Genomic DNA, 22,053 nt, shown 5'->3' with positions numbered 1-22,053 from the left:
ATGAACTTTCTATTCACTTTAAAAACAATAACCATTATCATTCGCGCAAATTCAATAACGCGAATAGTTATCACTCTATGAAAACGTTTAAGTACTCTCTTATTACTCTTGCTTGTTTAAATGCAAATATGGCATTTGCCCAAAATACACAAGTTGATGCTGATATTGAACGCATCAGCGTATACGAAAAGCAAAACCGCGTGGTGATGAGCTCTGGTCTTGCTACTAAATCAGACATGTCTTTAATGGAAACTCCTGCACCGGTAGTAATTATTGACCGAGAACTGATTGAATCTCAAGGTGTAGATAGCTTACAAGATTTAGTTAGAAACGTAAGTGGCTTAACACAAGCAGGTAATAATTACGGTATTGGTGATAACTTAGTAATTCGTGGTTTAGATGCAAACTACACCTACGATGGTATGTATGGTGGTGCAGGCCTTGGTAATACATTTAACCCAACTCGTTCACTTACAAATGTTGAATCTGTTGAGGTTTTAAAAGGCCCTGCAACAGGTTTATATGGCATTGGTAGCGCAGGTGGCGTAATTAACCTAATTGAAAAAAAGCCAGAGTTTGAAGAAAAACACAAAGTATCGGCTGAGCTTGGCCAGTGGGATAGCTATTCATTATCGTTTGATAGCACTAACGCTATAACAGATGATTTAGCTTATCGTGTTATGGCTAAAACAGCGTCAAGTGACGGATTTCGCGATTTAAAAGAAGATCGCGACGAAATTTATACCTCACTTAAATACGTGCTTAATAACAGACAAAACATCATGCTTTCTGCAGCCTATATAAAAGATGAAATAGCGGTTGATTCTATTGGTCATCCTATTCGTATTTACAGTGCAGAAACTGCAAACGGCTTAAGCGCGGGTGAAGTAACTGGTGCCGATTTAGTAAACGATCCGACAGGAAGCGGCGTACAGTTAAGTGATGCACAACGCGACCAACTTGCTAATTCATTATCTGCATCTGATGGCTTAACACCTTATAGCTTTGGCACAAATGGTATTATTTCACCAATGGCTGATGCTAACGAAGGTGAAGAGTTGCGTTTTAAATTAACGCATAACTATTACATTACTGACGATTTGTTTTTAAACCAGCAGCTACAGTACCGTAACTACACATCAAGTTTTGCGCGCCAAACAGGTGCATATAACTACGTCTATTCAACACGCGATGGAATAATTAATAACGACCCTCGTGCTCCATTAGTTGAAGACGGTGTACTTTACCCGTATGCAGCACGCCGCCAAGAATACCGCCAAGTAGAAGCAGATGAAAAATCATGGCAGTACTTCTTAGATTTACGTTATGACTTTATGTTAGGCGACGTAGATAACGAATTACTAGTTAACGCCAACTACGAAGATAGAGATATTCGTTTTAAACAATTCTCAATATGGGATCAAGATTACGTACTCACAAACAATGATGGTGATATAACGTACCAAGGTTCTTTGCCGTATATTTACGATATAAGAGAACCAAATTGGCCAACCGGTAACTTTGAAGATTACGATCCGCTTAAAACAAGTGACTACAATAAAAAAGTACAAGCATGGGGCTTAGGCATTCAACATGTTGGTTACATAACTGAAGAACTTACAACGCGTATTGGTGTGGCATATAACCGAATTGAGCAAACTTATGAGCACTTTGGTGTTGATGAGCGCTACAGTTCTAGCCGTGCAGAGCCAACACCTGAAGCGAGTACATCAGATTCTGGCTTAACGTATAACCTTGGTGCAACGTATCAGCCATCTGAAGATTTATCTGTATTTGTAAATCATTCAAAAGGGCGAACAGCGTATAGTGTATTAGGCTCTGTGGCAGGAAACGAAGCTGACCGTGAAGATTCAGAGTCTATAAGTAACGACCTAGGCTTTAGATTTAAAGCATTTGATGACCAACTACTCGCATCTGTTGTTATATTTGAAAGCTCTCGTACTAATTTAGAATACGCAAACCCGCTTTATGACGCATTAACATCAGGCTCAGATGTACCTGAAAGCTATTATGATGGTAAAGAGCAAACAAAAGGTGTTGAGCTTGATTTAAATGCTTACTTGAACGATAAATGGAAAGTAAACGTAAACGGTATTTATCAAGATGCACGTGACAAAAGTAATCCTAATAGCAGCAGTTACGACACACGCCAAAAAGGTGTGCCTTACGTAACAGCAAGTACGTGGGTAACCTACTACGCAGATATGTTTAATTTACCTGAAGCTGTAAATATAAGTGGTGGTATTACATTTGTAGATAACAGAAGTACTAATTCAAGTTCGTTTTCGATTCCTGATGGTTATGTACCAAGTTACACGACTTACGATACAGCTGTATCGTATACAACTGATAAATGGCATATGCAGTTAAACTTAAATAACTTGTTCAACAAAAAGTATTACTCAAAAGCGATGTTTTTAGGTGGTATGCCAGGCGAAGAGCGTAATGCAAAACTAAGTTTTAGTTACACACTTTAATTGGTTAACCTGAACTCTGGATAATAAATCTATCTCAAGCAGCTATTTTCAGCGCTCAGGTTAGTTAAATACTTAAAAAGCACGGTTTTCTAATTTAGAAGCCGTGCTTTTTTGTGTTTTATAAACGCTTAATCTAAATTAAATAGTAACCACTATGCGACCGTTAATTTCACCTTTGAGCATATCATCAAAAATTTCGTTAATGTCCTCTAAGCGTTTTTCTTCAATAATCGCTTTTACTTTACCTTGCGCTGCAAATTCCAAGCATTCTTGCAAATCTTTACGTGTACCAACAATAGAGCCCACTACTGAAATGCCATTAAGCACAGTATCAAAAATAGGAAGTGGCATATCCTCTGGAGGTAATCCCACTAATACGCATTTACCGCCACGGCGTACACTTTTATAGGCTTGTTCAAACCCCGCTTTAGACACCGCAGTACACACAACACCATGCGCGCCACCGACTTGTTCAAAAATAGCTTCGCTTGGAACCACCTCTTTAAAATCGAGGGTGATATCTGCGCCTAGCTCTTTAGCAAGCGCGAGTTTTTCTTTACCTGTATCAACAGCTATTACATTAAAACCCATTGCTTTAGCGTACTGTACTGCTAAATGACCAAGCCCGCCCACACCAACAATAGCAACCCACTGCCCTGGTTTAGCACCGGATACTTTTAATGCTTTATAGGTTGTAACACCTGCACAAAATAATGGAGCAGCCTCAGAAAAACCGAGTTCTTCTGGTATTTTTACAACGTAGTCGCCATGCGCTAAACAATATTCTGCATAACTACCGTCAATAGAATAGCCAGTATTGTGCTGCGATAAACACAGTGTTTCTTTACCATCTAGGCAAAACTCACAGTGCCCACATGCACTATAGAGCCAAGGAATACCGACTCTATCGCCAACTTCTAAGTGCTTAATGTTGCTTCCGACTTTTTCGATAACACCGACACCTTCGTGCCCTGGTACTAATGGCATTTTTGGTTTTACTGGCCAATCCCCATGACAGGCATGTAAATCGGTATGGCAAACGCCACAGGCCGCTATTTTTACTAAAACATCATTTATTCCCACCTCAGGAATTGGTAAGTCTGTTATTTCTAATTTACCTTTGTATTGAGTATTAATTGCAGCTTTCATAGTCATTCCATCGTATGTGAAGAAAATTAAAGATAAGGATTTATTTATGTATTGTTGTGTACAACATATCCTAATATAGATGTATAAATATTAATCTAAATCATATTTTAGTCATTTAAATTAACTTATAAGCCTGCTAAGAACTTGCTATCCATAATGAGCGTGCTAGCATTTACTTTCTGAAATTACTGAAAGTTACTAAGCTATGAGTTTATCCGAAAAGAATTTTGCCTTTGTAATGCATTGTGGTGAGATGGGCAGCCGATGGGGATTCAATCGTACGATCGGACAAATGTGTGGTTTGCTGATTATTACTAAAAACCCAATGACAGCTAATGAGATTGCAGATGCGCTTAGTATTTCTCGCGGTAATGTAAGTATGGGCATTAAAGAGCTGCAATCGTGGCAGTTAATTAAAGTACAGCATATTCCTGGCGATCGTAAAGAGTACTACGCCCCTGCTGGCGATATTTGGGATATGGCAAATCGCGTATTTGAAGAACGTAAAAAACGTGAAATTGAGCCCACCTTAACACTACTACGCGATAACTTATTAGACGAAGCCAGTAACGACGATGAACTTTACGCACAAAAACAAATGGGTGAGATTCACAACCTACTTGAAACCGTCACTAAATGGTCATCAGAACTACAGCGTTTAACGCCAGAGCAACTTAATAAGCTAATGAAGCTAGGTTCTGGAATTGGTAAAGTTATTGACCTAAAAGAAAAGATATTCAAAAAAGAATAAAGCCGCAATTGCGGCTTTATTTATAGGTATATTTTAAAAATTAGATTTTTGGATAACCAATTCTGTCCGACAAGTAACCTACACTAGTAGCAAAGTAATACGAGCGATTCCAATGCATAAACACTTTGTAGTTATCGTACGCTAAGTACATACGGCCATTTATATCATCAGGCATAACCAGCGCAGCACGTACGTCTACATTAGGTAAATCAGAACCATCAGCTTTACGAACACCCAGTGCTTGCCAATCAGCTAATGAGCGCTCTGAGTCGTTCCAATATTCTAACCACTGCTTGCGAGTTTTGGTACCACGCACTAAAACGTATTTACTATCAAAGTTTTCAGGTAACTGAACTTGGCGACCCCACGTAAGAGAGTCGTTCCAGCCTTCTTGCTTTAGATAATTAGCAATTGAGGCAAAAGCATCTTCTTTTGTAGTCCAAATATCTTTACGACCATCGTTGTTGTAATCAACCGCGTAAGCATTAAAAGAGGTAGGCATAAATTGCGTTTGCCCCATTGCGCCTGCCCAAGAGCCTTTAAATTTATCAAGCGTTATGTGGCCCGACTTTAAAATATCCAGTGCAGCCCAAAGTTGGCGCTTATAAAGTGCTTCTCGGCGCCCATCAAAAGCAAGTGTCACTAATGATGAAATAACGTTATGACCGCCTTGAATTGTACCAAAGTTACTTTCAAGCCCCCAAAGCGCGACTATAAAGCGTGCTTGTACGCCAAACTCTTTCGCTACTTTTTCAAGTACCTCTTTGTTTTCTGCGTAAAGCTTACGTGCGCGGTCAATTTTCCATTGTGGTACACGTTTTGGTAAATACGTTTCAAGGGTTTCTTTTACTTCTGGCTGGTTTTTGTCAGCCGAAACAACTTTTTCTTTATACGTTGCTGTTGCAAACGCATCGTCAATAAGTTTGGCTTCGTAACCTTTTGCGATAGCTTCTTGCTTTAAATTCGCTAAATAATCTTGAAATTCAGCCTGAGTTTTTGCCATAACAGGTGAGCTTAAACATACACCACATAATATAACGATAAGTTTTTTAATCACTATCAACTCCATTGTCTTTTCGTAATTGGCTTAGCAAATTTTGCTCAGGTGGTGGAATTTGTAAGTAGTAGCCTTTATCAGGATTTGATAACGCTGCTTTTACAGTTTCTAAATCTGCCCCACCTAAATGCTCACGTTTTGCTAAATTGATGATCATCACATAAACAGGTTGACCAAACGTAGCCATCAAAGGTTCCGGAACTTTGCTAAAATCATCTCTTTTTTCAACAAATAAGAACGTATCCGCTTTTTTCTTACTTTTATATACTGCAGTGAGCATTATGGCCCTATAAATTCTTGCTTAACAATGCCGCACACTATAACATGAGAGTAATAATAAGTTAGAAAAATTAGATTAGAAATTTCAATAAAGGCCCTATTCAGCCTACGTTTATCTAAAATTAATTTCTAATCAGACAAATCAATTGAGCGTGTATGTCGGACCAAATTTTTGAGTTAAAAGGGAATCTTTTTACGTTATCAGTTTTGCATCTTTATAGTACTGATATAAACCTTTTAGCAGAACAACTGTATGTAAAAATAGCCCAGGCCCCTAAGTTTTTTGAGGGTGCGCCTATTGTCGTTAATTTAATTGAAATTAAAAACAGTTCACTTGATTTTGTTCACTTAAAATCATTAATCGAGCGAATGAGTTTTAATGCAGTTGGTGTGTGTAATGGCTCAGATGAGCAACATACTCAAGCAAAGGCTGCTGGCTTATCTGTTTTAAATTATTCACAAGACGTTAAGAGCGAACCTGTTAAACAAGAGCCCAATACATCGATTGTAGAAAAAACGGTGCATTTACCAGCGCAAATTATCAGCGGTACAGTTCGCTCTGGACAACAAGTTTATGCAAAAGATAGAGATTTGATAGTACTTGGCGCAGTTAGTCATGGTGCGGAAGTCATTGCCGATGGGAATGTGCATATTTATGGCACCCTACGCGGTCGCGCTATTGCAGGCGCAAAAGGTTTTAAAGAAGCACACATTTTTTGCCAAAAACTTGAAGCCGAGCTGGTTTCAATAGATGGTAATTACTGGATCAGTGATTCGCTACAAGGTGAACATTGGGGAAATGCAGTGCAAATACAACAAAAAGACGAATCATTAGAAATTTCAGCTTTGGTTAAAGGATAAATCTCATGGCAAAAGTAATTGTCGTTACCTCAGGTAAAGGCGGTGTTGGTAAAACAACATCAAGTGCTGCAATTGGCACAGGCTTAGCGTTAAAAGGCTATAAAACAGTTATTATCGACTTTGATATTGGTTTACGTAACTTAGATTTAATTATGGGTTGTGAACGCCGCGTTGTTTATGACTTTGTAAATGTAATTAATGGTGAGGCAAACCTTAACCAAGCGCTTATTAAAGATAAACGTGTAGATAAATTATTTTTACTACCTGCTTCACAAACTCGTGATAAAGATGCTTTAACACGTGAAGGTGTTGAACGCGTACTAAATGAACTAAAAGAAGACTTTGATTACATAGTATGTGATTCACCAGCAGGTATTGAAGCTGGCGCTATGATGGCGATGTACTTTGCTGATGAAGCAATTGTTACAACAAACCCAGAGGTGTCGTCAGTTCGAGATTCAGATCGTATTTTAGGTATTTTACACAGCAAATCAAAACGTGCTGAAGAAGGCCTAGAAAATATTAAAGAACACTTACTATTAACACGCTATAACCCTGGTCGTGTTGAAAAAGGTGAAATGCTATCGGTAGAAGATGTGCAAGATATTCTGTCAATCCCATTATTAGGGGTTATTCCTGAATCGCAAGCGGTATTAAGTGCTTCAAACTCAGGCCAACCTGTTATATTGGATACAGAATCTGATGCAGGCCAAGCTTATTCTGATGCAATTAACCGCTTACTAGGTGAAACCGTCGATTTTCGCTTCTTAGACGTTGAGAAAAAAGGCTTATTTAAACGGATTTTTGGAGGTTAACGTGTCTTTACTTGACTACTTCCGCTCAGAAAAGAAAAACAGTGCGTCACTAGCAAAAGAGCGATTGCAGATCATTGTCGCGCACGAGCGTTCTCAGCGAGGAACGCCGGATTACTTACCACAATTAAAACAAGATATTTTAGATGTGATCCGTAAATACGTGAACGTAAGTACCGATGCAGTTCAGGTTCAGTTTGATCAAAACGAAGACGATTTAGCCGTACTTGAGCTAAACGTTACACTACCTGATGAAGAAAAGAAGTAATTGAAGAAAGGGCGCTTTATAAGCGCCCTTTTTATTTTCATTTACTTTTTAATAACTTTCTAAATATCTACGTTTTAATCCCTTGCATGCAACTAAAACTTTTCTACTATGTAACACAAAAATTATAGATAATACCAATTCGTTTAATTAAGTGATCTATTTTGAGGATGGAAAAACGTGTTGATAGCTAGGCAAAAAAATCACTATTTAGTTGTTCTAAATGAGATTTTTTTAACACAGGTAACGACACGTTTAGCGCCGCAAAATGATTAAGTATTATTGCGGATTGATATAAGTATTACACAGTAAAAAAAATATCTAGTCTTAAGTATCCCACTCTTTTAAAGCGTCTTTAACGTAGGTATATCGCCAAGAGCTTAATAAATCAGGCTTAATATGGCTTTCTTTTTGTTTTGACGTTAACTTCCAATTCCAACTAATCAATTGATTAATTTGCTTTTTAGAGGCCATAACGTCTTCTGGTATATTGTGCTCTTTAGCGACTTTAGTGATCTTTTGTTTAATATCTTTGGCTACTTTTTTATAGGTAGGAAAATCAATTAAGCGCTTAAGTACATCAGGATGCTCTGCATCTGGTACCGCTTTGGCAACTTCAATACACTTGATTATATCTACACCAGAGCGATTAACTTCAATAGCTTCAACTCCTGGGATTTGACGTAGAGCATTTAAACTTGAAGGACCACGTTTGGCAATTTCAGTCATGTTATGTTCTTTTAACACAAAATTTAGCGCTAAATTCTTCTTAATGGCTTTGTTTCTACGCCATACAGCAAGTTCTTTTAAAACCGCGAGTTCGTGCGGTTTGAGTTGCCATGCATTTTTAATATCTTTATATAAAAGATCGTCTGGTGTTTGAAACGCACGTTTTTTAGCTATCAGCTCACTCTCGTTTATTACAATGTCAAAGAACCCAGCGGCATTAATACGCTCTATAATCAGCTCGAAACACGGCAATAAGTAAAAAGTATCTGCAGCAGCATAATCTAACTGTTTTTTAGTTAACGGACGTTGCAGCCAGTTAGTGCGTGACTCACTTTTATCTATTTCAATACCTTGCAACTCTTTTACCATAAGGGCAAAGCCCATACAGTTACCTTCCCCAAGTAACTGCAACGCAAATTGTGTATCAAAAAGTGGGGATGGAACAAAGCCTGCGTATTTTTGAAAAACCTCAATATCTTCTGAAGGAGAATGCAGTACTTTTAAAACACTAGGATCTTTTAGTATTTCCCAAAAATCGAATAATGAGAGCTCAGCTAACGGATCGATAAGCGCTAAATGCTCACCATCAAAAACTTGGATAAGTGCAACTTCTGGATACAAAGTGCGACGACGCATAAACTCAGTATCAATAGCTAAAATAGGCTTATTTTTTATTTGTTCAACAAAAGTGTTCAGTTGATTTTGGGTTTCGATCAATTGGTATTGCACTTAATCTCCTACAATAAAAAAGCCGACATGTGTCGGCTTTTTTATAGGTTGCTAATCTTTCAAGGCTCTTCGGAGTATTTTACCTACGTTAGTTTTAGGTAACTCATCCCTAAACTCTACCAGTTTTGGGACCTTGTAATTAGTTAAATTATCACGACAGTGACTTATTATATCTTTTTCAGTTAAAGAAGGGTCTTTTTTAACAACAAAAACTTTAACTTGTTCGCCACTTACATCGTGAGGAATACCAATGGCAGCAACTTCAAGCACACCTTCGTGCATAGCCACTACCTCTTCTATCTCATTAGGGAAAACATTAAAGCCAGATACAATGATCATGTCTTTTTTGCGATCTACAATAAAGAAGAAACCTTCATCGTCATAAGTTGCAATATCACCTGTTGCAAACCAGCCATCTTTTAAACATTCAGCTGTTGCATCTGGTCGCTTGTAATAGCCCACCATAACCTGCGGGCCTTTCACACACATTTCACCTGGTTCACCTTTAGCGGCTTCTTCACCGTTATCAAGTATTAGCTTAATCTCAGTATTAGGCGCAGGCAAACCAATAGAGCCATTATATGCTTCTAAATCATAAGGACTAATAGTTACTAAAGGAGAACATTCTGTAAGGCCATAGCCTTCCATTAATTTTGAGCCAGTCACTTTTTGCCATTTTTCAGCAACAGGACGTTGCACGGCCATACCGCCACCAAGTGACATTTTTAAATGACTGAAATCAAGCTCAGCAAAACCTGGTGTGTTTAATAAACCGTTAAATAACGTATTAACACCAGTAATAGCAGTGAATTTATGCTGACCCAGCTCTTTAACGAACCCAGGCATATCTCGTGGATTTGTGATTAATATATTTAAACCACCGTACTTCATAAACGTCAGGCAGTTAGCTGTTAAAGCAAATATATGATAAAGCGGTAAAGCGGTAACAACAACTTCTGTACCACGATTTAACACTTTGTCTAAACAGCCTGAAACTTGCTCAAGGTTACCAACCATATTGCCATGGCTCAGCATTGCCCCTTTTGATACACCTGTTGTACCACCGGTGTACTGTAAAAAAGCAAGATCTGACAAGCTCATTTCAGGACGTGTATATTTAGTTTCGTCTGCAGCTAAAACGTCTGAAAAGTTAATTGTGTTTGGTAAGTTGTACTTTGGCACCATTTTTTTAATGTGCTTCACAACAAAGTTAACTATGTGCTTTTTAAGCCCACCAACCATGTCGCCTACTTGCGTTACTACAATGTGTTTAACATCAGTGTGTGCAAGCGACTTTTCAAGTGTGTCAGCAAAGTTTGCTAAAATGAAAATAGCGGTAGTGTCAGAATCCTTTAGCTGATGCTCTAATTCACGCACAGTGTAAAGTGGGTTAACATTTACAACCACACAACCTGCACGTAAAATACCTAAAATGGTTACTGGTGTTTGTAGTAAGTTAGGCATCATTACGGCAACTTTGTCGCCTTTTTTAAGACCTAAATCATTTTGAATGTAGGAAGCAACTTTTTTTGTTGCTGTATCTATTTCGCTATAAGACAGCGTTTTACCCATATTAGTAAATGCAGGTAAATCGGTGTAGTCAGTAAAACTTTTTTCGAACACTTCGAGTAACGAGTTGTAATGCTCAGGATCGATTGTTTCAGGCATACCCTCTGGGTAGCGCTTAAGCCAGATTTTTTCCACTCTTAGCCCCTGTTTATAATTATATTTTTATTAACCTTAATCTAAGTAAGGCGCTTTAACAATTGAGCAAATACTCTAATGGAGGAATAATCCCACATTTTACGTAAACTTACAATTAACATGCACCATTTTGCAGCATAAAGTCTTGAATATGCTCAAAACAGTGTTCACTACTTTGCATATGACAGTGGTGCCCACCATCTACATTAATGACCTTCAAGCTATTGTAATAACTAATATACTTTGCCAAATTTTGTTTTACAAACGAATAACCTTCGTTACCTAAAATTAATTGACATGGTGCAATTAAATCTTTTATTGCACCAATACATTGCGCTTCATCAAACCTAAAACCTGAGTGATTTTTGAGCTTTGGATCTGTTGTTAGCGCAAAACCATCTGAAACCTGTTTAATATTTCGTTGCATTAAGAGCTTAATAAGCTCGCTATTCAAATCGGTTGTTTGAGCACGAGCTTCATAAATAAGTTCTTTCGACTTATAAATTCTCGACTTTTTATTTTTTAAACGCGCTCTATTTAGTACTGCACTTTGTAACTGTTCACACACACCTTCACTAGGGGTTGTAACACACCCAATCCCCTCAATAAAGGTAACAGACTCTACATAATCGCTAAAGCAGCTAGCAAAAAGTCCTGCAACCATGGCTCCCATCGAATGCCCAACTAAATGTACTTTTTTAACACCAAGGGCATTTATAAGTTGGTACACATCATCAATATAATCAACAAAATAATAGTGTGCATCATCACTTCGCCAAGATGATAAACCGTGCCCGACAAAGTCAATACAGTACCACGTATGCTTTGGGTTAACGTTGTTTAACATTGGCATAAAGCTATGGCAGTTGTCTAACCACCCATGCAATGCTATTACTATTTCGTTCCCTGAACCTACTTTTAAGCCATGGATATTTAAATTATTGGTTTCAATATTAAATGGCTGCACGGTAAGTCCTTTATTAATTTAGAGCATCATTATTTATAGCATACAAGTTGTCAGACCACTAACTTAGAAAATGGTGCCAAATTCACGATTTAATTATCTTCGTGATGAAAAAAGAAGCAAAGCATAATAATTAAACATAACATTATTAATAACTTAAACTAAAAACAACAAACTAACCGTTTTTAATAAGCTTACTCTGTATGTATTTTGAACAATTTAAAAATGGCGGCATTGTATATACTTAACTTATAACTAGTATAATTTAAATAAATAGAACTAACAGCGTTAACTATAATTTTATGTATATAAAATCAAAGTATAAATTATAAATATCTCAGATATTCATTTATTTATCATCCTATCTGTATACAATATCAGCGGCTATTAAATAAGGTACACTCATAAGGTACAACCATGAAAAAACAGATCAGCTTATTGGCACTTTTATGCACCGCTTCTGGTGCTTACGCAGAATCAGCACCTAAAAATGTAATTTATATGATTGGTGACGGCATGGGTCCGGCTTACACCACGGCTTATCGCTATTTTAAAGATGACCCTGCAACAAAAGAAGTAGAAGGCACGGTTTTTGACACTATTTTAAAAGGCATGGCTCACACCTACCCTGATGACCATACTTATGTAACAGACAGCGCTGCGGGTGCTACAGCGCTTAGTAGCGGCCATAAAAGTTATAATGGTGCAGTCGCTGTAGATACAGATAAAAAGCCAGTTAAAACCATGCTTGAAATGGCAAAAGAGCGCGGTATGACAACAGCGCTTGTAGCAACTTCACAAATAAACCATGCAACACCTGCTAGCTTTACAGCTCACAATGAATCTCGTTACAACTACGATGATATTGCCAACGATTATATTGATAATAAGATTGCTGGTAAATTACCTGTTGATTTAATGCTAGGTGGCGGTACTAAATATTTTATTCGTGACGACCGTAATTTAGTTGAAGAATTTAAAGCGGCAGGTTACCAATACGGTGACGATATTAATAATCTGGGACAAATTACACAAATACCTGCCATAGGTTTGTATGCAAGCAAAGGCTTGCCATTTGCCCTTGATATGAACCCAACTCGCCTTACTCAGTTAACATCTAAAGCGCTTGGTTTACTAGATAACCAGAATGAAGAAGGCTTTTTTGTGATGATTGAGGGCAGCCAAATTGATTGGTGTGGTCACTCTAACGATATAGCCTGTGCGATGGCTGAAATGGACGACTTTGCTAAATCAATCGAAAAAGCAAAAGCGTACGTTGATAAAAATAAAGACACTATACTTGTAGTTACAGCCGATCACTCAACGGGCGGCTTAACTATTGGTTCGCACGGCCAATTTAAATGGGAAACAGACGTAATTAAAGGTGTTAAGGCAACGGCTAGTAAGTTAACAGACAAACTTATGGAGTCTAAAGACTTAAAACCAGTATGGACTGCTAACACCAATATTGAATTTACAACTGAAAACCAAATAAAACTTGAGCAAGCTAAAAAAATGGGTGAAAAAGCGCTTAATTTAGCTGTTAAGAGTATTATTAGCGATGCAAGCTTTACTGGCTGGACAACAGGCGGACATACCGCTGTAGACGTGCAGGTATTTGCCTATGGTAAGGGCAGTGAGCAATTTATTGGTTCACAAAATAATACTGATATAGCAGATAAGCTGATTGGCTTTATTGAGCAGTAAATTTCACCTCGTTTTGAACACAAAAAGCCCGAACACATGTTCGGGCTTTTTATTGAATTTTATCGCTGTATTTATCTAAAGCGCTCAATTAAGCTTTAAGCGTATATATCAACACCTATTAAATTTTGTACTTCGGCTCTACGTTCTAAATTAGCAAATTCAGTATAAGTAGAAATCGCTTTACTTACTTGAGCTGTCGGTTGGTCGTAAATTGTTTGGCTGTATTCATTGCTTTTAGCACTGCTTTTAAACAGTTGATTAGCTAGTTCGACGCCCTCGACACTGCTTTTTACATAATCGGTATTCGTTTTTTGAGCAGCCGGCTGGTCTAATAAACTCTGTGGTTTATTAGTAACAACTTTAGTAGGGCTAACCCTACCCGGAATATCCCCGGTAAAAAAACCTGAACCAATAGGCAGCGTCATTACGCGTCTCCAACCTTAATATTGTATAAAATTATGATTTAAAAACAACCAATTTGCAAATAATATGATTAGTCACGCCCTGGTAGCTTTTTCCACGTTACCGTATCTCGCACATATTTAGGTTGAGCGTCACTCGCTTTTACAACGTCACCCGCTAAAAACGCGGCTTCAACATGCGCTAACATATAACGCGCATCAGGCAATGTAATATCAGTATTAATTGTCACGTTTTCAAAGTCATTTAGCGCATCAGGATAGGTTTTAAAGCCCGTGCCCACAGCTACAGATGGCTCAGTGGTCGCTATATAGTCATTATTTAGTAAATCAGGTTTTATAACGCATTCTTGGTTAACTAAAAGCATTAGATTATTTTGCGCTTGGTAATGTGCAAAGTATATCTCCCCCATACGCGCATCTATACTTGGATAAACACTCAGGCTGCCTTTTTGTTCAAACGTTTGTTGAGCCATAGTAGCCAGTGTAGACACACCAACAAGCGGCAAATTAGTTGAATACGCTAAGCCTTGCGCTATAGCAACACTAATACGTACACCGGTGAAACTACCTGGCCCCTGGCCAAAACCAATTACGTCTAAGTCTTTTAATTTACAGTTTGCTTTAGTTAAAAGTTCATCCACAAGTGGAAGTATTTTTTGGCTGTGCTGCTGCGGACACTCTTCAAAATGATGAAACGTTTGGCCCTGGTAATGTAAAACAATTGAAAGTGCTTCAGTTGAAGCATCAAGGGCAAGGATATTACTTTTGATCATTTTAGTACTCTAATTAATTTGTTTTAAAAATGTATTGGCATCTTCTAAGCTTCGCGTGCGGCGCATCGGTGGTAAGCTTTTTAAAAATACTTGGCCATATTGGCGTGTAACTAAGCGATTATCACATATTACAAGTACGCCTTTGTCTTTACTATCTCGAATTAAACGCCCTACACCTTGCTTTAGCGCAATTACAGCCTGCGGTAATTGTATGTGTGAAAAAGGGTCTTTTCCCTGCATTTGGCAATCTTGCATTTTAGCTTGTAGCAATGGATCGTCAGGGGCTGCAAATGGCAATTTGTCTATAATAACACAACTTAATGTACTGCCGCGTACATCGACACCTTCCCAAAAAGAAGCCGTGCCGAGTAATACCGCATTACCATGGCGAGTAAATTTCTCTAAAATTATACGCTTAGACATTTGCCCTTGCATATAAACTGGGTAGTCTATTTGTGTAGTTAGCCCTTCGGCCACTAAGTGCATCATTCGATAGCTAGTAAATAACACAAAACAACGCCCTTGTGCTGATTTTATAAGCTCAAGCGTTAGTTTTACAATTGCATGTGGCATATTATCAGCATGCGATTCGGGTAAGTAGCGAGGTAAACACAGCAGCGCCTGATTAGGGTAGTCAAATGGGCTATCTACCATCATGCTTTGTTTTGGCTTTAAACCTAGGCTTGCATTAAAATGCTCTAGTTTGTTATCAACCGAAAGTGTTGCAGAAGTGAATACAAATCCTGCGCCCGTGTCTTGCATCATTTGAGCAAACTTAGCTGATACATTCAATGGCGTTATATTAATTGTTAAATAACGGCGCGTTGTTTCATACCAATAACTAAAGCCGGTTTGGGCTGTATCAAAAACCCGCTCTAACTGCCCTTTAAACGCAAGTGCACGTTCAAATGGATGCTCAATTTTGTCGCTTCTATCTAGGCAAAGCTTGAGTACTTGATAAACAAAATCTAAATCACTGATCACACGATGGAGCGCCGAGCAAATTTGTTTATCGCTTAGTTTTTCTCGCCAATCGCCACGGCTGCCATCAACACCAAATTGTAAACGTAAATCAGCAACGCTTGTCTCAAGCTTGTTTAAGCTTTTACCAAGTTGCAGCATATCGGGAATTTCAGCTCTATAAATAGCACGTAAATCATTAATTAAATCTACCAACTTTTTAGTGCTAACACTTTCACCAAAGTAATCGCTGGCAATTTCGCTTAACTGATGGGCTTCATCAAATATATATGCGTCGGCTTTTGGCATAAGTTCAGCAAAGCCACTTTCTTTTACAGCCATATCAGCAAAAAACAAATGGTGATTAATTACAACCACATCGGCATCGGCCGCAGTTAAACGTGCTTTGCGTATATAACAGCTTTGAAAATCTGGACACTCTTTACCTAAACAATTATCGGCTGTTGAATTTACATAAGGCAGTACTTTGGCATCATCTTCTATACCTATACAATCGGCCAAATCGCCCGATTGTGTTTCGCTTGCAAACTTAGCTACCATAGCTAGTTGATGCATTACGTCGGAGTCGTCAGTAGGTACATGTGCAACATGTTGATTAAGTCGGTAGGTGCATAGGTAATTGGCGCGCCCTTTTAATAAGGCGGTTTTTTTTGAAGCACTTAAAGCTTTAACTAGTTGCGGTAAATCTCTGTGATAAAGCTGCTCTTGTAGAGCTTTAGAACCTGTTGATATTATCGTGCGCCCTTTTGACTTAAGTGCAGGGGCTAAATATGCAAATGTTTTACCCGTACCCGTGCCTGCTTCAACAACTAATTGCGAACTTTTTTTTAATGCATCCGCAACAGCTACTGCCATATCAATTTGTGGTTGGCGAGGCGTATACCCATCTAAAGATAACGCTAAAGGCCCGGTTGCACTAAACAGCTGTTTGATAATACCAATCACTTTACAATAAATAATAGCGGGATTTTACGTAAGCAAAGCATTAAGGGCAAGTAATTACAAAACCCACTTTTACTTTACGAATTAATACGCACTTTAATAGTGAGATTAATCATTCGATATTACAATACACTGTGTATTTATAACGTACATTTAATTTAATAATGACAATATTTACAAAGCCTAATTTTCTATTAACTCTTACTAAAAATAATCCGTATTAAAAGCTATATTTAGGCATAAAAACTGTGACTCTGAAATATTACAGGAGTACCATACGCGGGTTTATAATCCTCTTTTTCGTGTGTCGTTAAAAAAATAGTAAGGTTAGCCAATGAATGCTTGGTATCTCATTTGTTTTCTCTCTGCCATTGCAATTTTTATTGCTTTTGCAAACCAATATATCCTCAAAATGCAAACTACAATTGCCATTACTACAGGCTCAGTTGTTATTTCTTTATTATTGATTATTGCCGTTAAATTATTAGGCGATCAAAATGCGTTAGCCATGACCCAAATTGTTTCCAGTATTAACTTTAACGAGTTATTACTCAAAGGTATGCTCGGATTTTTACTTTATGCTGGCGCATTGGAAATTAACCTTATGGCGCTTCGAAAACAGCGCTGGGAAATAACCGCACTAGTGCTATTTTCTACTATTGCTTCCACTTTTATAGTCGGTTATTTGAGTTTTTATCTATTTGCCTTATTTGGCTTTGATGTACCGTTTATATACTGTTTATTATTTGGCGCGCTTATTAGCCCAACCGACCCTATTGCCGTACTTGCAATTATTAAACAAATGCGAGCGCCAGAAGGAATCTCAGTTCAAGTAGAAGGTGAGTCACTATTTAACGACGGTATTGGTTTAGTAATATTTACGACCATTTTTTCGGTTGCTTTTTATGGCACCGATGCACAATTTGGCGATATAGCAGAACTCTTTTTTGTAGACGCCCTAGGCGGCATTGCGTTTGGTTTGGTTATCGCTTTGGTTGGCCACTTTTTAATTATTAACAGCCGCGATGTAAACATTCGCTTATTGATAACCTTAACTATTCCTACCGCAGGTTTTGCTGCTGCAAATATTTGGGAAATATCAGGCGCACTTGCCATGGTAACAAGCGGCATATTAATGGGTAACATTACTCGTACTAAAGCAACTGAGCGCACGGGGCCTGAAGACACTCGTTACGTAAAAGATTTTTGGCATGCAACCGATAGCTTTTTAAATGCCCTACTGTTTTTAATAATAGGTATGCTAATAGTGACGATGCCAATCACGCTTGGTGAAATTGGCTTAGGCTTACTAATGGTACCTGCAGTATTACTAGCACGCTTTATTAGCGTAGGCGCACCCTTTGTCATCTTTAAACGCTTTAGAAGTTACGATAAACACAGTGTTAAAATTTTAACCTGGGGTGGGCTACGCGGTGGTCTTGCACTGGCAATGGCGGCAGCAATTCCACGCGAGCAAGTTTTTGTAGGTGGCTCTGACCTACATAACCTAATCGTGATTGTTACCTACGTTGTGGTTATATTTTCTATTATTGTACAAGGCTTAACTATTTCACCGCTTATTCAAAGCAGTATTAAATCAGCTGAGCAAGCAAAGTAATAAATGCTTTGTGAGCAATCAACTCAGTAACCAAGTTATTATATAAATCACTTGGTTACTGTTACTCACGTGTTACAAAAACACTTTAAAGTTCTATAAATTGTTATCCTTTTTATTTATCTTCTTTGTTTAAATTAATCCGCTTGAAATGCAAATGAAAACAATTATAATTTTGGCTTTTCATCTGTAGGGCTTTTCAATGTCCAAAAATAATTCTCACGTGTTTTTAAATTTGGTATCTCTGGGCAAACGACAACTTCATTGTTTTATTGTGCTTTTTATAATGGCTATGGCAAGCTTTAATGTGTCGGCCTCACCTAATGAGCAAACAAAAATAAAACAAATTGCACAGCTTGCAGAGTATGTAGGTGTAGATTACGTGGCAGCTGTTGGAAATGGTGAAATACTAGACCCCGACGAATATCAAGAAATGACTGAATTTTCGCACGTTATTATTGAGCAAGCTGGACAGCTATCAAGCCAAACCAATGAGTTTGATACAGTAAAGGCACAAGCTAAAACACTGCATACAGCGATTGCCAATAAAGCGAGTGTTGCCGATGTACGTGCAGCAAGCTCAGCGCTTCGTGAGTCGCTGCTTACATTTATGCCACAACTATCGTTACCTACATCGCTGCTTCCGGTTGAGCAAACTAAAGCGCTTTTTGCTACTAACTGCTCAATGTGTCACGGCCCTAGTGGTCAAGGCGACGGTCCGCTTGCAAAAAATTTATCGCCAGAGCCTACCAACTTTACCGACGAAGAGCGCGCAACAAACCGCTCATTAATGGGGTTATTTGACGCTGTAAGTAACGGCATTGACGACACACCTATGGTTGCTTTTACCCAATTTAATGAACAACAACGATGGTCTTTAGCTTTTTATGTAGGTAGCTTGGCATTTAAAGATGTTCAAAAACCACAAAATGTAGAACAAAACATTACCGCTTCGCAGATTGTAAACCTAAACCCTGCACAATTATCGGCAGGTCAAAGTGAGGCACAAGCACATTACGTTAAATGGCTTCGTGGTAATCCAGAGCAATTATTTAGCGCTAACAAAAATCCGATAACAGTTACTCGCACGCAGTTACTTGCAGCGCAAGCTGCGCATGCTAAAGGCAATTACTCACAAGCAAGTGATTTAGCAATTAGCGCATACTTAGATGGCTTTGAGCTTGTTGAAAACAACTTAAATGCCTACGACGAAACACTGCGTAAAAACATCGAAGTACAACTGATGAACCTACGCCAAACATTCAAAAACGAAAAAGATACAGCCGTCGTTGCCGAAAAAGTAAATGCCGCACTAACACAACTCGCTAAAGCAGATAGCATGCTAAACGAAACCAAGCTAACTGATGGCGCTCTACTTTCAGCGAGTTTAATAATATTACTGCGAGAAGGCTTAGAGGCACTCTTAGTTATTATTGCCCTTATGACTGTGCTTATTAAAACGAAACGTCAAGATGCGCTTAAATACGTACATGTTGGCTGGGTAACCGCACTTATTGCCGGTGGCTTAACATGGGCTGCTGCGCAAACATTAATAGAAATAAGTGGTGCAAGTCGCGAAGTTATGGAAGGTGCTGGTGCATTGTTTGCCGCTGTAATCTTACTGTATGTTGGCGTATGGATGCACAGTAAAACAAGTGCGCAACAATGGCAAAAATATATAAAAGACAATATAGATAAGCGTCTTGAGTCGGGAACACTTTGGGGATTAGCGGGGCTTTCTTTTATTGCCGTGTACCGAGAAGTATTCGAAACCGTATTGTTTTATCAGTCTTTATTAACGCAAAGCTCGCCTGCTCAATATTCATCTATTGCATCGGGTTTCGCGATAGCTGTAGCAATACTGGCTATTATTACGTGGGTATTAATTAAGTACTCAATTAAATTACCGGTTGCTAAGTTTTTTGCAATTACCACTTACCTATTATTTGCACTCTCGTTTGTGCTTATGGGCAAAGCCGTTATTGCATTACAAGAGGCCGATATAATAGGTATTGCGTCGCTACCAATGAGCTTTGAAATAGCATGGCTTGGTATTAAGTCAACATGGCAAGGTATTGTAGCTCAGGTATGTGTGTTCGCTATATTTAGCTTTTATATATTTAAAAGCAAAAACCAATAGTAATGCCTATCTGCTTAAGAGTTTAAGCTAATTGGCATAAGCAAAATACATAGTAAAAAGGCCCGCAAGGGCCTTTTTAGTGAATTGCTTATGTATTTAGTAAAATTGGTATTATCAAGCCCATGTATCTAAATGGGGGTTTTCGTCATCATCTACGTTAGACTTTTTTTTACTATTTTGGTCGTCAAGCATATTGAGCTTTTTCTTTTTTTGTAACTCACGCCTTTTTTTATTCTCTAGCTCAACTTTTTCAGCGGCCGATCCACTTTGCACACCCGCAATATGAAAAGCACTTTTTGACTCAACTTCTAGTCTGGTTATTCTTCCTAAATAAGGAATCATGATATCCATACACACTTCCTTAGTTTACTGTTAAATTATCTAAACGCTTGGTTTGGCTAATAAACAAACAAATATATGCAAAAAATGCACTTCCCTTCTTAATATTATCGACAGTTATAAGATATGCTTTAATTAAGCTAAAAAAAACTTGCCATAATATGGCTGTTTATGTTTTTATGAATGCGAAATTTATTTAAACAGATAACAACTGAACGTTACTATAACAACGAGCAGTTAAATAGGATAAAAAATGCGCTTAAACCTGACAACAGTACATCATCACCACCATTCACCGGAATAACCTGTCAGGTCTTTCGCTGAGAGGTTATTCCTAAAAGGAACCTCTGGCGATTCAAAAAACATTGATTCATTTTCGCCCTGAGGTTCCCCTCGGGGTTTTTAGTTTTTAAATTAAAGGAAAATGAATAATGAGTAACACAAATCGTCTACGTATCGCCATCCAAAAAGGCGGCCGCCTATCTAAAGATTGTCAAGATCTGTTAAAACAGTTAGGTGTTAAACTTAACCTTCGTGAACAACGCTTAATTGCACACTCAACTAATATGCCAATTGACGTACTACGTGTGCGCGATGACGATATTCCTGGTTTAGTAATGGACGGTGTATGTGATTTAGGTATTGTTGGCGAAAACGTACTAGTAGAAGTTCAAGCAGAACGTGAACGCCAAGGTGTTCCAAGCGAAGTAAACAAACTTTCAAAACTAGATTTTGGTTACTGTCGTCTTGCACTTGCTTGGCCACAAGAGCTAGGCGCTCGCGATAAGAGCTGGTTTGAAGGCAAACGTATTGCAACTACCTACCCAGAAATTTTAACTCAGTGGTTAAAGCGCGAAGGCATCAACGCAAGTACAGTAATGCTTACTGGCTCTGTTGAAGTAGCACCACGTGCAGGTTTATCTGATGCAATTTGTGATTTAGTATCTACTGGCGCAACACTTGAAGCTAACGGCTTAATTCAAGGTGATACAATTTTAGAATCAAACGCATGTTTAATTCAAAATAAAGATCTGCAAGACGCTGACAAACTAGCACTAATCAATAAGCTTATGCCGCGCCTACGTGGTGTTAGACAAGCTAAAGAAAGCAAATACATCATGCTACACGCACCAAAAAACAAACTTGATGAAATTTGTGAAATTTTACCTGGTTCTGGTCAACCGACTCTACTTGCCCTTGCGGGTAATGAAGAATACGTAGCACTGCACATGGTAAGCAGCGAAACATTATTTTGGGAAACAATGGAGCAGTTAAAAGCCCTAGGCGCTAACTCTATTTTAGTTATGCCAATTGAAAAAATGATGGAGTAAGTACC

Annotated in this window: 19 protein-coding genes; 9 read left to right on the top strand and 10 right to left on the bottom strand. The window is 38.3% G+C overall.

Annotated elements, in window-relative coordinates:
- Positions 1 to 77 precede the first annotated feature (77 nt).
- The gene (locus H5160_RS04030; protein WP_182736822.1) at positions 78 to 2,498 is read left to right on the top strand and encodes a TonB-dependent siderophore receptor; all 2,421 of its coding nucleotides are present in this window, start codon (positions 78 to 80) and stop codon (positions 2,496 to 2,498) included.
- A gap of 138 nt (positions 2,499 to 2,636) precedes the next feature.
- On the opposite strand, the gene adhP is transcribed toward H5160_RS04030, so the two are convergent.
- Positions 2,637 to 3,647, bottom strand: coding sequence for an alcohol dehydrogenase AdhP (gene adhP, locus H5160_RS04025; protein WP_024596845.1), 1,011 nt, complete (start codon positions 3,645 to 3,647; stop codon positions 2,637 to 2,639).
- A gap of 205 nt (positions 3,648 to 3,852) precedes the next feature.
- On the opposite strand from adhP, the gene H5160_RS04020 reads away from it, so the two are divergent.
- Positions 3,853 to 4,398: a GbsR/MarR family transcriptional regulator gene (locus tag H5160_RS04020; RefSeq protein WP_024596846.1), complete on the top strand. Its 546-nt coding sequence runs from the start codon at positions 3,853 to 3,855 to the stop codon at positions 4,396 to 4,398.
- A 40-nt stretch (positions 4,399 to 4,438) separates the two neighbouring features.
- Here the strand turns inward: H5160_RS04020 and H5160_RS04015 are convergent, their stop codons facing one another.
- Positions 4,439 to 5,455 carry a lytic transglycosylase domain-containing protein gene (locus H5160_RS04015; protein WP_004334714.1) on the bottom strand — a complete coding sequence of 339 codons (1,017 nt, stop codon included), beginning with the start codon at positions 5,453 to 5,455 and terminating at the stop codon, positions 4,439 to 4,441.
- A complete protein-coding gene (locus H5160_RS04010) occupies positions 5,448 to 5,735 on the bottom strand; it encodes a YcgL domain-containing protein (RefSeq protein ID WP_182716651.1) in 288 nt (95 codons plus the stop codon). Before H5160_RS04010 ends, H5160_RS04015 begins: the two co-directional genes overlap by 8 nt.
- A 155-nt stretch (positions 5,736 to 5,890) precedes the next feature.
- On the opposite strand from H5160_RS04010, the gene minC reads away from it, so the two are divergent.
- From minC to minE, 3 genes are read left to right on the top strand one after another with little or no spacing between them, the layout of a single operon-like run.
- Positions 5,891 to 6,595 carry a septum site-determining protein MinC gene (gene minC, locus H5160_RS04005; protein ID WP_024596847.1) on the top strand — a complete coding sequence of 235 codons (705 nt, stop codon included), beginning with the start codon at positions 5,891 to 5,893 and terminating at the stop codon, positions 6,593 to 6,595.
- A gap of 5 nt (positions 6,596 to 6,600) precedes the next feature.
- A complete protein-coding gene (gene minD, locus H5160_RS04000) occupies positions 6,601 to 7,410 on the top strand; it encodes a septum site-determining protein MinD (protein ID WP_004334708.1) in 810 nt (269 codons plus the stop codon).
- A 1-nt stretch (position 7,411) separates the two neighbouring features.
- The gene (gene minE / locus H5160_RS03995; protein WP_004334706.1) at positions 7,412 to 7,675 is read left to right on the top strand and encodes a cell division topological specificity factor MinE; all 264 of its coding nucleotides are present in this window, start codon (positions 7,412 to 7,414) and stop codon (positions 7,673 to 7,675) included.
- A 324-nt stretch (positions 7,676 to 7,999) separates the two neighbouring features.
- Here the strand turns inward: minE and rnd are convergent, their stop codons facing one another.
- The 3 genes from rnd to H5160_RS03980 all read right to left on the bottom strand — a co-directional run bounded on the left by rnd (position 8,000) and on the right by H5160_RS03980 (position 11,801).
- The gene (gene rnd / locus H5160_RS03990; RefSeq protein WP_182716650.1) at positions 8,000 to 9,130 is read right to left on the bottom strand and encodes a ribonuclease D; all 1,131 of its coding nucleotides are present in this window, start codon (positions 9,128 to 9,130) and stop codon (positions 8,000 to 8,002) included.
- A 51-nt stretch (positions 9,131 to 9,181) separates the two neighbouring features.
- Positions 9,182 to 10,834 carry a long-chain-fatty-acid--CoA ligase FadD gene (fadD, locus tag H5160_RS03985; RefSeq protein WP_182716649.1) on the bottom strand — a complete coding sequence of 551 codons (1,653 nt, stop codon included), beginning with the start codon at positions 10,832 to 10,834 and terminating at the stop codon, positions 9,182 to 9,184.
- A 115-nt stretch (positions 10,835 to 10,949) separates the two neighbouring features.
- Positions 10,950 to 11,801 carry an alpha/beta hydrolase gene (locus tag H5160_RS03980; RefSeq protein WP_024598149.1) on the bottom strand — a complete coding sequence of 284 codons (852 nt, stop codon included), beginning with the start codon at positions 11,799 to 11,801 and terminating at the stop codon, positions 10,950 to 10,952.
- Positions 11,802 to 12,215: 414 nt separating this feature from the next.
- On the opposite strand from H5160_RS03980, the gene H5160_RS03975 reads away from it, so the two are divergent.
- Positions 12,216 to 13,505, top strand: coding sequence for an alkaline phosphatase (locus H5160_RS03975; protein ID WP_182692913.1), 1,290 nt, complete (start codon positions 12,216 to 12,218; stop codon positions 13,503 to 13,505).
- Between the two features lie 95 nt (positions 13,506 to 13,600).
- Here H5160_RS03975 and H5160_RS03970 read toward each other — a convergent pair whose 3' ends face one another.
- The 3 genes from H5160_RS03970 to H5160_RS03960 form a co-directional block, all read right to left on the bottom strand.
- On the bottom strand, positions 13,601 to 13,930 hold the full coding sequence (locus H5160_RS03970; protein ID WP_007580633.1) for a hypothetical protein: 330 nt from the start codon (positions 13,928 to 13,930) through the stop codon (positions 13,601 to 13,603).
- A 68-nt stretch (positions 13,931 to 13,998) separates the two neighbouring features.
- A complete protein-coding gene (gene tsaB / locus H5160_RS03965) occupies positions 13,999 to 14,700 on the bottom strand; it encodes a tRNA (adenosine(37)-N6)-threonylcarbamoyltransferase complex dimerization subunit type 1 TsaB (protein WP_024595264.1) in 702 nt (233 codons plus the stop codon).
- Between the two features lie 9 nt (positions 14,701 to 14,709).
- On the bottom strand, positions 14,710 to 16,626 hold the full coding sequence (locus H5160_RS03960; RefSeq protein WP_182736821.1) for an ATP-dependent DNA helicase: 1,917 nt from the start codon (positions 16,624 to 16,626) through the stop codon (positions 14,710 to 14,712).
- A 331-nt stretch (positions 16,627 to 16,957) separates the two neighbouring features.
- Here H5160_RS03960 and H5160_RS03955 point away from each other — a divergent pair, with 331 nt between their 5' ends.
- Both H5160_RS03955 and H5160_RS03950 read left to right on the top strand, forming a co-directional pair.
- Positions 16,958 to 18,241 (top strand): sodium:proton antiporter, encoded by a 1,284-nt coding sequence (locus tag H5160_RS03955; RefSeq protein ID WP_024597348.1) that lies wholly within the window; start codon positions 16,958 to 16,960, stop codon positions 18,239 to 18,241.
- A 283-nt stretch (positions 18,242 to 18,524) separates the two neighbouring features.
- A complete protein-coding gene (locus H5160_RS03950) occupies positions 18,525 to 20,378 on the top strand; it encodes a cytochrome c/FTR1 family iron permease (RefSeq protein ID WP_182716667.1) in 1,854 nt (617 codons plus the stop codon).
- Between the two features lie 114 nt (positions 20,379 to 20,492).
- Here the strand turns inward: H5160_RS03950 and H5160_RS03945 are convergent, their stop codons facing one another.
- The gene (locus tag H5160_RS03945) at positions 20,493 to 20,729 is read right to left on the bottom strand and encodes a hypothetical protein (protein WP_002960256.1); all 237 of its coding nucleotides are present in this window, start codon (positions 20,727 to 20,729) and stop codon (positions 20,493 to 20,495) included.
- A gap of 419 nt (positions 20,730 to 21,148) precedes the next feature.
- On the opposite strand from H5160_RS03945, the gene hisG reads away from it, so the two are divergent.
- Entirely contained in the window at positions 21,149 to 22,048 is a 900-nt protein-coding gene (gene hisG, locus H5160_RS03940; RefSeq protein WP_002960257.1) for an ATP phosphoribosyltransferase, read from the top strand.
- Positions 22,049 to 22,053: the final 5 nt, after the last annotated feature.

Origin of the sequence: Pseudoalteromonas sp. SG43-4 (assembly GCF_014164325.1) — a bacterium.
GTDB lineage: Bacteria > Pseudomonadota > Gammaproteobacteria > Enterobacterales > Alteromonadaceae > Pseudoalteromonas > Pseudoalteromonas distincta.
Note: the sequence above shows the minus strand (reverse complement) of the source record. Positions and strands in the feature narration are given on the sequence as shown.

What these genes read in the sequence shown, in the direction of transcription:
- hisG (WP_002960257.1), top strand. Translation starts at nt 21,149, where the DNA reads ATGAGTAACACAAATCGTCTACGTATCGCCATCCAAAAAGGCGGCCGC.
- H5160_RS04010 (WP_182716651.1), bottom strand. Translation starts at nt 5,735, where the DNA reads ATGCTCACTGCAGTATATAAAAGTAAGAAAAAAGCGGATACGTTCTTA.
- H5160_RS03970 (WP_007580633.1), bottom strand. Translation starts at nt 13,930, where the DNA reads ATGACGCTGCCTATTGGTTCAGGTTTTTTTACCGGGGATATTCCGGGT.
- H5160_RS03975 (WP_182692913.1), top strand. Translation starts at nt 12,216, where the DNA reads ATGAAAAAACAGATCAGCTTATTGGCACTTTTATGCACCGCTTCTGGT.
- adhP (WP_024596845.1), bottom strand. Translation starts at nt 3,647, where the DNA reads ATGAAAGCTGCAATTAATACTCAATACAAAGGTAAATTAGAAATAACA.
- H5160_RS04020 (WP_024596846.1), top strand. Translation starts at nt 3,853, where the DNA reads ATGAGTTTATCCGAAAAGAATTTTGCCTTTGTAATGCATTGTGGTGAG.
- H5160_RS04030 (WP_182736822.1), top strand. Translation starts at nt 78, where the DNA reads ATGAAAACGTTTAAGTACTCTCTTATTACTCTTGCTTGTTTAAATGCA.
- minC (WP_024596847.1), top strand. Translation starts at nt 5,891, where the DNA reads ATGTCGGACCAAATTTTTGAGTTAAAAGGGAATCTTTTTACGTTATCA.
- H5160_RS03950 (WP_182716667.1), top strand. Translation starts at nt 18,525, where the DNA reads ATGGCTATGGCAAGCTTTAATGTGTCGGCCTCACCTAATGAGCAAACA.
- tsaB (WP_024595264.1), bottom strand. Translation starts at nt 14,700, where the DNA reads ATGATCAAAAGTAATATCCTTGCCCTTGATGCTTCAACTGAAGCACTT.
- H5160_RS03945 (WP_002960256.1), bottom strand. Translation starts at nt 20,729, where the DNA reads ATGGATATCATGATTCCTTATTTAGGAAGAATAACCAGACTAGAAGTT.
- H5160_RS03955 (WP_024597348.1), top strand. Translation starts at nt 16,958, where the DNA reads ATGAATGCTTGGTATCTCATTTGTTTTCTCTCTGCCATTGCAATTTTT.
- minD (WP_004334708.1), top strand. Translation starts at nt 6,601, where the DNA reads ATGGCAAAAGTAATTGTCGTTACCTCAGGTAAAGGCGGTGTTGGTAAA.